The 745-nt window shown below is 68.5% G+C and carries 1 protein-coding gene; it reads left to right on the top strand.

Going from position 1 to position 745, the window contains the following annotated elements; translation table 11 throughout:
- Nucleotides 1-745 (top strand): dTDP-glucose 4,6-dehydratase (locus MZTS_RS21470; RefSeq protein WP_192285359.1); only part of this gene is annotated, 745 nt, incomplete at both ends.

Here is a 745-nt window from a genome sequence, read left to right as displayed (position 1 = left end):
CAACCCGATTTCCCTGGCCCCGCTCTCGGACAATCCCAACCACCGCCTGGAACAGGCCGATATCTGCGATCCGGCCCGCGTCCACGCCCTCTATGCCGCGTTCAAGCCCGACGCGGTGATGCATCTGGCCGCCGAGAGCCATGTCGACCGCTCGATCACCGATCCGGGTGCCTTCGTGCGCACCAACGTGATCGGCACCCAGGTGATGCTCGACGGGGCCCGCACCCATTGGGAGAGCCTGTCCGACCAGGCCAAGGCGCGCTTCCGCTTCCTCCATGTCTCGACCGACGAGGTTTACGGCTCGCTGCCGCCGGACGCCTTCTTCACCGAGGAGAGCCGCTACGATCCGCGCTCGCCCTACTCGGCCTCGAAGGCGGCCTCCGACCATCTCGCCCGCGCGTGGCACGAGACCTACGGCCTGCCGGTGCTGGTGACGAACTGCTCCAACAATTACGGGCCGCGCCACTTCCCCGAGAAGCTGATCCCGCTGATGATCCTGGCCGCGCTCGAAGGAAAGCCGCTGCCGGTCTACGGCGACGGCCTCAACGAGCGCGACTGGATCCATGTCGAGGACCATGCCCGCGGCCTCGTGGCGGTGCTGGAGCGCGGCCGGGTCGGCGAGACCTACCTGCTTGGCGGGCGCTCGGTGCGCAACAATCTCGCGGTGGTGAAGGGGCTCTGCGCCGCCTTCGACCGGCTCCGCCCCGAGAACGGCCCGCATGAGCGCCTGATCACCTTCGTCGCG

The sequence above is a fragment of the Methylorubrum zatmanii genome (assembly GCF_014845115.1).
Taxonomy (GTDB): domain Bacteria; phylum Pseudomonadota; class Alphaproteobacteria; order Rhizobiales; family Beijerinckiaceae; genus Methylobacterium; species Methylobacterium zatmanii.
The sequence above is the reverse complement of the archived record's forward strand: the minus strand, read 5'-3'. Positions and strand labels throughout refer to the sequence as shown.